The following is a 4,444-nucleotide window of genomic DNA, read 5'->3' as shown; positions in this document are numbered from 1 at the left end:
CCGACGTGCTGTTGGACCAGAATTTCCAATTGTGTTCCGAATCTCACAGTGGAAATACGATGCGTATACAGTAAAATTAGTAGAAACTCCAGAAGAACTAAAAGACCTCTTAGCGCCATTAGTTGATGCAGGCGTTGATATCTTTCATGCCTCTCTTCGTCGCTTTTGGGAACCAGCTTTTGAAGGATCTGACTTGAATCTTTCAGGATGGATAAAAAAACTGACAGGGAAACCAACAATTACAGTTGGATCTGTCGGTCTTGACGCTGACTTTTTGGATTTCTTTGCTACCGGGGAAAAGGCTAATGGCAAAACCAACAAGATGGGCGATTTAATCGAGAGATTGGAACGTGAAGAATTCGATTTGGTCGCAGTCGGGCGCGCATTATTGGCTGACCCTGACTGGGTAAACAAAATCCGTGATGGACGAACAGAAGAATTACTTCCGTTTACGCGTGAGGCAATCGAAACATTGTCTTAAGTATGAAAAATAACGAAGAACCTATATCGATTTGAAATGCACCCACTAGAATACATTAGATAAACCCTGGGTTTAACCAATGTATTCTAGTGCTTCATTTTTTTATAACTTATTCATGGCTTCCAAGGTGTCCTCCTCTTCGCATAAAAAGTACTTGACTTAAATGCTTTTACATTCTATAATTCAATTAATCAATTGAATTATGTTTTCCTGTTTTCGACTAAAAGGAGGCATTTAATGAGAGAAACTTATTATTCAATCGTAGGATCTATGAAAAGCGTAAGTAAGGAAAAAATTTTGAGCGTGATGAATTAAAGTTTAGAGTACACTAAAATTTCTAATGAATAGAGGGGCTTTCTATGAGTCATCAAGACAGTTTATTTAAAAAATCGAATTTTAAACGTATTGGAGAATTTAACTCGATTTCTCCAGAGATATTCCAGGCGTTTGTAGCCTTTGATAAGCTAGCATTGGCTGAAGGTAAACTTACGGCAAAATACAAGGAACTAATTGCAATCGCTATAGCCCACACCACGGGGTGCCCTTATTGCATTGAGGTTCATGTAACACAAGCTAAGAAACTGGGTGCTTCAAAAGAGGAAATGGCAGAAGCTATAATGGTCGCCACCGCGCTCAAAGCCGGTTCGGCGATGGCTCATGGCGTTAATGCTTTAAATGCGTATGATGGGTCCGATGACGACGAGTTATACCGTGCATCTTATATTAATAGACTGCGGGAGTTTACCCAATTAAGTGATTCGTTTAAATCCTTTGCGTCTTTTGATCAGCAAGCGTTGAAAGCCGGCATGCTCAGTACCAAGGAAAAAGAATTGATGGCGGTTGCGGTTGCTCATACCACTGGGTGTCCATATTGCATTGATATTCATACGAAAGCAGCCAAAAAAGCCGGAGCAACCAAAGAAGAGCTGGCTGAGTCGATTATGGTAGCTACTGCTTTAAAAGCTGGTTCCGCCCTTGCTCATGGAGTAAATGCACTGATTGCATTTGATGAATAATTAAAACGGAGAAGGGGTAGAAATATGAAGATTGAAATCTGGTCTGACATTGCATGTCCATTCTGCTATATTGGTAAACAAAATCTGGAGCGAGCCTTAGATGGATTACCGTATAAAGATGAAATCAGTATTGAATACAAGAGCTTTGAGCTTGATCCGGGAGCTTCTTCGTATGATGGAACAAGTTTTGTAGAAAAATTAACCCCTAAGTTTGGCGGAAGAGAACAAGCGAAAGAATTTCTTAACCACTTAACTCAACAAGCCAAGAACGTGGGATTATCCTTTCAATTAGATAATCTTAAACCCACCAATACACTGGATGCTCATCGTTTATTAAAATGGGCAAAAACCAATGGCAAAGAAACAACATTGAATGAAAAATTGCTTATTGCACATTTCACTGAATCCAAGGATGTAGGTGATTATGATACACTGGCCGATATTGCAGAATCGGTTGGATTAGACAGAAAAGAAGCCCTCGGAGTGTTGAATAATAAGGATCTCTATGCAGATCAAGTGCGAAAAGATCAAGATGAAGCTCGTCGAGTTGGGATTAGCGGGGTACCGTTCTTTATATTCAACCAAAAATATGCAGTTTCAGGGGCACAGCCCACAGAATCTTTTTCTCAAGTGTTGGAGAAAGTTTGGGAAGAAGAGCATCCGGCACCTAAGTTTGAAATTCTTTCTGATGAAACATCTAGCGAAGGACTATGTACTGATGAAGGGTGTGCGATCCCGCCTAAAAAGTCATAAAGGACAAGCGAGGATTAATTAAGATTGGTTTATGAAAAATATAAAATAGAGGAGTCCTAAACATGAGTAAAATGAACGGTATAGATGTGAATATGCTCGGAAGCTTGGCAGAAAAATATAAGGAAAACCCTGAGGAGGCAATTACAAGTTTTGCTTCTACAGTAAAATGGAAAGATGGGTTTTACTCGGAGGCCGAGGTTGGGGACTATAAGCCGGTACCCATTGATGAACCAGAGTGGCTATCCGGAACTGGAAAAGGACCTAATCCCGTTGAGCTTTTGTTAAGTGCACTTGGCGCTTGTGTAGGTGTTGGATTCATTGCAACAGCTAGTGGTATGGGGATTAAAGTAAATTCGTTGGCCGTTGATGTTACTGGCGATATAGATTTGAACGTTTTCTTTGGCTTAAAAGAGGGGAATTCTGGCTTTAATGAAATAAACGTTCGTTTCAATGTGGATAGTGACGCAGATGAAGCGCAAGTTAAAAAGTTGATTGCAAAAGCTATAGAAATATCACCTGTGAGAAACACCATTGAAAGAAACGTTAAAGTGACTTCGGAGTATACACTTCACAGTTAAAACACTTGAATACTTGATTTTTTTACAAAAAAAGTAGACATTATGCGAGGAACACATAGCATAATGTCTGCTTTTTTTGTAATATTAGGATCAGGGTGCCGATGTACGAACTATTCTACAGTAGGAGTGGAGAAAACAGATGAAGTACAATTTTGATGAAATCATTGATCGAAAAAACACCAATGCTATGAGTACAGATGGCTTTAAAGAATACATTTTTAAGGCGTCTAATGACATGACGTTCCCTTTTAAAGATGATGAATTTATTCGTATGTGGGTGGCTGATATGGAATTTGCTACTCCTCCTGAAATTATCCAAGCCGTTAAAGAACGGTTAGATAAACGAATTTTGGGCTATACGAAGGTATTTGATCCTGATTATTATCTTTCTGTTGTTCATTGGACACAAAACTACTACAATTGGAGCTTTCAAAAAGAACACTTGGTAACTTCACCTGGAATTATTCCCGCTTTATATGAGTTGATTGAGTACATTTGCAAACCAGACGAAAAGGTTTTAATTGTTACGCCATCCTATGCATATTTCAAGCACGCTGTAGACTTTAATAATCTTGAATTAGTGACCTCCGATTTAATAAATCACCAGGGGGACTATACGATGGATTATGATGATATAGAATTAAAAGTGCGAGATGAAAAGGTAAGTTTATGTATCTTTTGTAATCCGCACAATCCCACAGGACGTGTTTGGACACCGGAAGAACTAAAAAAGTTTGGTGAAATTTGTCTTGAAAATGACGTTTGGATTATTTCAGATGAAATTCATTGTGATTTGCTCAGGAATGGCATGGTTCATACGCCTTTAGCCAAGATCTTTCCCAATACAGATAAGATCATCTCCTGTATGGCTCCAAGCAAGACCTTTAATATGGCGGGGTTGATGCTCTCAAATATAATCATTCCCAATGATGAAGTCAGAGCAGTGTGGCAGGCTCGTCACTACAGCATGGAAAATCCACTGAGCATTGCGGCAACACAGGCAGCTTATCAACACGGTGATGAGTGGCTGAGACAATTAAAAACTTACTTGGATGACAATTTTATTTTTACCCAGCAATATCTAGAAAGCCATTTACCTCAGGCTGTATTCCGTATCCCAGAGGCTACTTATCTTGCATGGGTGGATATTAGTGCATATCTTCCACATGAAGAAAATATGTCTTTATATTTTGCGAACAATGCAGGAGTATTACTAGAAGGAGGAAGTATGTTCGTGGCCAATTCAGATGGTTATATTCGTCTTAATTTGGCATGTCCGAGAGCAATTTTAACAGAAGGGCTCAAGAGAATATGTGGAGTGTTGCAGTAGAAAAACTATACCAAAAACGAAAAGGTATCATGTGATATTGTTCGACCTAGTATTTTTAAAATCGAAAACTTTAATTTCATTGGAGGGCTAAGGCTCTTCCTTTTTTTATTTCGATATGCCCAGCCAAGCACGCTTTTCGTTTTGCTGTTGAAAGTCTGGTCGGAGCAAAAGAGGTTCCGAAGCGCTTTTCTGTTGTGAAAGTGAGTCGGGTAGACGAAGGTGACCAGCCACTAGATTTTCCCGGATCATTGTCTATATAAGACGCAAATAAGAAATTAACGAGGCC

Annotated in this window: 6 protein-coding genes; 5 read left to right on the top strand and 1 reads right to left on the bottom strand. The window is 39.3% G+C overall.

What is annotated here, in order from left to right:
• From L696_RS0114030 to L696_RS0114010, 5 genes are all read left to right on the top strand, one after another.
• Positions 1–481, top strand: a 481-nt coding sequence (locus L696_RS0114030) for a hypothetical protein (protein ID WP_025684204.1), incomplete at its 5' end; no start/stop codon positions are given.
• 359 nt (positions 482–840) lie between these two features.
• The gene (locus L696_RS0114025; RefSeq protein WP_025684203.1) at positions 841–1,497 is read left to right on the top strand and encodes a carboxymuconolactone decarboxylase family protein; all 657 of its coding nucleotides are present in this window, start codon (positions 841–843) and stop codon (positions 1,495–1,497) included.
• Between the two features lie 24 nt (positions 1,498–1,521).
• Positions 1,522–2,250 (top strand): DsbA family oxidoreductase, encoded by a 729-nt coding sequence (locus tag L696_RS0114020; protein WP_025684202.1) that lies wholly within the window; start codon positions 1,522–1,524, stop codon positions 2,248–2,250.
• Between the two features lie 62 nt (positions 2,251–2,312).
• The gene (locus tag L696_RS0114015) at positions 2,313–2,828 is read left to right on the top strand and encodes an OsmC family protein (protein ID WP_025684201.1); all 516 of its coding nucleotides are present in this window, start codon (positions 2,313–2,315) and stop codon (positions 2,826–2,828) included.
• Between the two features lie 139 nt (positions 2,829–2,967).
• A complete protein-coding gene (locus L696_RS0114010) occupies positions 2,968–4,158 on the top strand; it encodes a MalY/PatB family protein (protein WP_025684200.1) in 1,191 nt (396 codons plus the stop codon).
• Between the two features lie 76 nt (positions 4,159–4,234).
• Here the strand turns inward: L696_RS0114010 and L696_RS31470 are convergent.
• Positions 4,235–4,444: hypothetical protein (locus L696_RS31470; protein WP_209440964.1), on the bottom strand; the 210-nt coding region annotated here is incomplete at its 5' end.

This window comes from Paenibacillus maysiensis, assembly GCF_000520815.1.
In the GTDB taxonomy this organism is placed as follows: domain Bacteria; phylum Bacillota; class Bacilli; order Paenibacillales; family Paenibacillaceae; genus Paenibacillus; species Paenibacillus maysiensis.
Note: the sequence above shows the minus strand (reverse complement) of the source record. Positions and strands in the feature narration are given on the sequence as shown.